Source organism: Alcanivorax sp. HI0083 (assembly GCF_001635175.1).
Genome location: NZ_LWFX01001275.1, coordinates 1 through 4,949, shown reverse-complemented (window position 1 = coordinate 4,949; position 4,949 = coordinate 1). Strand labels below are relative to the sequence as shown.

At 57.4% G+C, this 4,949-nt stretch carries 4 protein-coding genes and 1 pseudogene; 2 read left to right on the top strand and 3 right to left on the bottom strand.

What is annotated here, in order from left to right; genetic code table 11:
* Positions 1 to 199, top strand: a pseudogene (locus A3754_RS27920) (MATE family efflux transporter); the annotation flags it as partial.
* A 24-nt stretch (positions 200 to 223) separates the two neighbouring features.
* Here A3754_RS27920 and A3754_RS18840 read toward each other — a convergent pair.
* From A3754_RS18840 to A3754_RS18830, 3 genes are all read right to left on the bottom strand, one after another.
* Positions 224 to 1,432 (bottom strand): hypothetical protein, encoded by a 1,209-nt coding sequence (locus tag A3754_RS18840; protein WP_063520930.1) that lies wholly within the window; start codon positions 1,430 to 1,432, stop codon positions 224 to 226.
* A 292-nt stretch (positions 1,433 to 1,724) separates the two neighbouring features.
* A complete protein-coding gene (locus tag A3754_RS18835) occupies positions 1,725 to 2,903 on the bottom strand; it encodes a VWA domain-containing protein (protein WP_063520929.1) in 1,179 nt (392 codons plus the stop codon).
* A gap of 18 nt (positions 2,904 to 2,921) precedes the next feature.
* Entirely contained in the window at positions 2,922 to 3,764 is an 843-nt protein-coding gene (locus A3754_RS18830; RefSeq protein ID WP_063520928.1) for a MoxR family ATPase, read from the bottom strand.
* 204 nt (positions 3,765 to 3,968) lie between these two features.
* On the opposite strand from A3754_RS18830, the gene A3754_RS18825 reads away from it, so the two are divergent.
* On the top strand, positions 3,969 to 4,688 hold the full coding sequence (locus tag A3754_RS18825; RefSeq protein ID WP_063520927.1) for a 16S rRNA (uracil(1498)-N(3))-methyltransferase: 720 nt from the start codon (positions 3,969 to 3,971) through the stop codon (positions 4,686 to 4,688).
* Positions 4,689 to 4,949 lie beyond the last annotated feature (261 nt).

Below are 4,949 nucleotides of genomic sequence, written 5' to 3'. Positions count from 1 at the left end.
ACTCACAGAGCGCACGCAACTGGGCGTGGCCGGAGTGTGGATTTCCTATCCGGTTCAAGCCTTTCTGTCGGCGCTGGTTGCCTGGGTATGGTTTAAACGCGGTACCTGGAAGCAGAAAAATCTGGTGGGAAGAACCCCTGAAGAAACCAAGGTGGCTCAGTATCCCACCGACACGGTAATGGATACCAACGGGGGCTGAGCCAGCCCTGAGTCCTGCTGTGCCTTATTCGACCGGACGGCTGGTGTGCGCAAACCGGTACGTCATATTGAACTGTACCCGCGGCGCCTCGCTGCGGTCTCCACCCTGATTGTCACGCAATCCGTATGACAGCTCCGCACCATAGCTCAAGGCTGGCGTGTATTGATGTACCGCTGTCAGTGTCCCGTAGCGGGTGCGCCGCAGCGCCTCGGCCGGCAAGGCAGTGTCGGACTCGATAGTGACTTCCCCGGCGACCATGGCCAGGGTCCAGGCGGGATTGAGCTGCCACTGAGAACCCAGATAGCCGCCTTGTGCCAGCAGAGGCTGCAGATCCCTGCCGGCGTAGACATAGCCGTCCATGCCGCTGTCGCCAAAGCCGGACAGGTCATTGTAGTAATGCGCCATGCCCTGACCGTAACTGCCATTGGCAAGCAGTTTGACGTTGTCGCTAACGTTGATGGCGGCACTGGCCACGCCACCCGTTGCGCTGGCAAATTGCTGGTCGCCATCCGCGAATTCCACACCGATTTCACGGTTCACCACACCCAGCTTGATGTGCCCGGCGGGCAAGCCCTGTTTCCAGGTAGCGATGGCATCGGGTCTGCGACCCGCAGCGCTGGTCGCGTTGGTGGGATCGTAGACTTCACTGTTCGGATCTTCCAGGGCCAGGGTCAAGCGCTCTCCCTGCCAGCGCACACCGGTTTGACGCGCAAAGATGGCACTATTGGGGCCCTGAGCATCCAGCGTGAGCGGCCAGGCAGCGCCATCCAGCAAGGCGGTGAAGCCGTAACCTGCACGCAACGGCCCGTTTTCAAAATAAAAATCGCGGATACGCAGCTCATACCGGTCCAGGCTGCCGAACAGGTCCATGGCAAAGACCATGTGCGGGCCGCTATCCTCTCCCACCTGAAAGCCAAAGCGGCTGTTCTTGGCACTCATGACGAAATTCTGCTGATCCGTGTCGCCACCGGGAATCGTGCTGGGAATCAGTAGTTCGTCGAAGCCGGCATCCTTGTCATCATAGATGGCGTCAACGCTGACGCTGCCGAATACGGTGAGCGGCGGCCAATTCAATGAGGACGAGTCGGCCTCATCGCCGAGACGGGATTTGAGCTGGTCGAGCTCGGATTGCAGACGACGGATTTCAGCCTGGGTGTTGTCCCCATGGGCGGCGCTGGTCAGTGCGGCAAGGCTGAAAGCAGTCATCCAGGCGGTGGTTTTCACCCTGGACATGAAGATCTCCTGAAGGTCCACCGGATCACGGTGGGCGCTCAAAGTGGCATCGCCCTTTCCTCTGCCCAGCCTTGTGAGCGGGGTAAATTCGGTCTGGCGACGCGTGGAAGGCGCGCAGGATACGGAACTGTTGGGGTGGCAACCACTAAACGTGCTGTTTATTGGTGCATAAAAGGTAAAAAATTGACGGGCGGAATGAAACTAGCTGCATTGAATTGCCAAGAACCGCGAGGTCGCGTCAGCAAGGATGCCCGGGCTGGCCTTGCGCCATCCCGGGGCGCCTCCGCTCTGTTTATTTGCTCAGCTGGCGCATTGCTTTCTCAAGCCCTTCAATGGTCAGCGGGAACATATGGTGTTCGCAGAGCTGTTTGATCCACTGGGTGGAGGTGGTCATCTGCCAGGCGCGTTCCGGTTCCGGGTTCAGCCACACTACTTTCTCATAGGTGTCGGTGACTCGCTGAAACCAGACAGCGCCAGGCTCTTCGTTCCAGTGTTCCACGCTACCGCCCACCGAGTTGACCTCGTAGGGGCTCATGGCCGCGTCACCCACAAAGATCACCTTGTAGTCGCTGCCATACTTGTGCAGCACGTCCCAGGTGGAGATTTTCTCGTCCCAGCGACGGCGATTATCTTTCCAGACGTACTCATAGATGAAGTTGTGGAAGTAGAAATACTCCATGTGCTTGAACTCTGCGCGGGCAGCGGAGAACAGCTCTTCGCACAGCTTCACATAGGGGTCCATGGAACCACCGATATCAAAGAAGATCAGCACTTTGACGCGGTTTTCCTTTTCCGGGCGCATCTTGATGTCGAGCAGCCCGGCGTTACGGGCGGTGGACGAAATGGTGTCGTCCATGTCCAGCTCTTCATCGCGACCGGTGCGGGCAAACTTGCGTAGACGACGCATGGCCAGCTTGATGTTGCGGGTGCCCAGCTCCACGGAATCATCCAGATTGCGGAACTCCCGTTTCTCCCAGACTTTCACGGCTTTCTTGTTCCGTGAAGGGCCAGTCATGCGAACCCCTTCGGGGTTTTCGCCGTAACCACCGAACGGGCTGGTGCCGCCGGTGCCAACCCACTTGTTGCCGCCCTGGTGACGTTTTTCCTGCTCTTCAAGCCGCTTGCGCAGCTCGTCCATGATTTTTTCCAGGCTGCCGAGCCCCTTGAGCTTCTCGAATTCCTCCGGGCTCAGGTTCTTTTCCAGCTCTTTGCGTAGCCACTCATCGGGGATCACCTTGCTGAGCCAGTCCGGCTCCAGGTTTTCCAGGCCTTCAAAGTAGTTGGCAAACGCCTGATCAAAGCGGTCATAGTACTTTTCGTCTTTCACCATGACCGCCCGGCTCAGGAGGTAGAAATCCTCAATGGAGCCAAACGCCACATGCGCATGCAGCGCATCGAATAAATCCAGCAGCTCGCGCAGGGTGACAGGCACCCGGTAGCGACGCAGATTTTCGAAAAAACCAATAAGCATAGTCTGCCCGTGGACCGGTTAGCTTTCGCGGCGATTCATGAACGCCAGACGCTCGAGGAGCTGTACATCCGATTCGTTCTTGAGCAACGCGCCGTACAGGGGCGGAATCGCGCTCTTGGTGTCACGGCTACGCAGGATATCTTCCGGAATATCGTCGGCCATCAACAGCTTGAGCCAGTCGATCAGCTCGCTGGTGGAGGGTTTCTTCTTCAGGCCCGGCACCTTGCGCAGATCAAAGAAGATTTCCAGCGCTTCACTCACCAGGTTCTTTTTGATCTCGGGGAAATGCACATCCACGATGGCCTGCATGGTCGCCGCATCGGGGAAGTTGATGTAATGGAAGAAGCAGCGGCGCAGGAAGGCGTCCGGCAGCTCTTTCTCATTGTTGGAGGTAATGATCACGATCGGGCGCTGTTCTGCCTTGATCAGTTCGCCGGTTTCATAAACAAAGAACTCCATCCGATCCAGCTCCTGGAGCAGATCGTTGGGGAATTCGATATCGGCCTTGTCGACCTCGTCGATCAGCAGGACCACCTGACCTTCATGGGTAAAGGCTTCCCAGAGCTTGCCCTTCTTCAGGTAGTTGGACACATCCTCGACCCCTTCGGCGCCGAGCTGGGAATCACGCAGGCGCGATACTGCATCGTATTCATACAGGCCCTGCTGTGCCTTGGTGGTGGACTTCACGTTCCACGACAGCAGTGGCAGGCCCAGGGATTCAGCGACCTGTTCGGCCAGCAGCGTTTTGCCGGTGCCGGGCTCGCCCTTGATAAGCAGCGGGCGCTTGAGGGCAATGGCTGCGTTCACGGCCATTTTCAGGTCATCTGTGGCCACATATTGGTCAGTACCCTGAAACTGCATGAAATTCTCCAAACTGAACAGTTAATGGAACGGGTGATCAGGCGGCACACTCTAGCAATCCAGTGGCGCCGGGCAAAGGGCTATAATAGCCAAGGAAACAGTGATTTGCGTCAACAGATCGTCAACCGGCCTGTTCACAACGCAGCCCCTCGCCGTCCTAAACGCTTGTTCTGACGCGCCACACGGTGTGCCATAATTCGCGCCATGAATTTGCTGCTGCTGCATCCAGACCAACACCTGTACGACGCCCTCTGGCGCCTGAATGCCCGCCAATGTGATCATGTGCGCACGGTGCTCAAGCTGGCCGAGGGGCAGCAATGTCGAGCCGGACTGTTGGGCGAAAGCACAGGCTTTGCCACTATAAAGTCAATAAAAAACAATGAAGTATTGGTTGAATTTAAACCAGAATCTCAACCAATGCCCCCCTTGCCGCTTTCCTTGTTGATGGCCCTGCCCCGGCCCAAAATGCTCAAACGCATTCTCATTGATGCCACCAGCCTCGGCATTAAACGCATTGTGCTGATCAACAGCTGGAAGGTGGACAAGAGCTACTGGCAAACCCCCAACCTGAAAGCCGACCTGTTGCGCGAGAAGATGATCCTCGGGCTGGAGCAGGCACGAGATACCCGGTTGCCAGAGCTGATTCTGGCCCCCCGCTTTAAACCCTTTGTGGAAGATTCACTGGGTAAATGGGCCGGTAGTGGCCAGCGCATCCTTGCTCACCCAGGGGATGATTACCCCACCCTTCCCTGTGACCTGAGCGAGCCAGTCACACTGGCCGTGGGCCCGGAGGGAGGCTGGACGGATTATGAAGTGGATATGCTGCAGCGACAGGGATTTGCCTGTCACCGTTTCGGAGCAAGAATCTTACGCGTGGAAACGGCATTGCCAGCATTGGTCGGCCGGCTGATGAGGCTGCCGTAGCAGCATGCCCTGCAGCCGAACCGCATACGAATCACGGCCTCGACTGCAAAGACAGGAAAGGTGCTAGGGAACCTCTGAAAAACTCCTTGCATGCTCAGCGTGGCCTGAAGCGTGCAGCTGTTGCGTCTTGTCTTGATGGTCAGGGTGGCTCCCTTTCCGAGAGGCAAGGCGCAGCAGATGTGCGCTTCAGGCCACGCCCTTCGGGTCATTCAGGCTGGCCCGCACTCGTTGTTGCGCTTTTTCGATGGATGGACATATCTC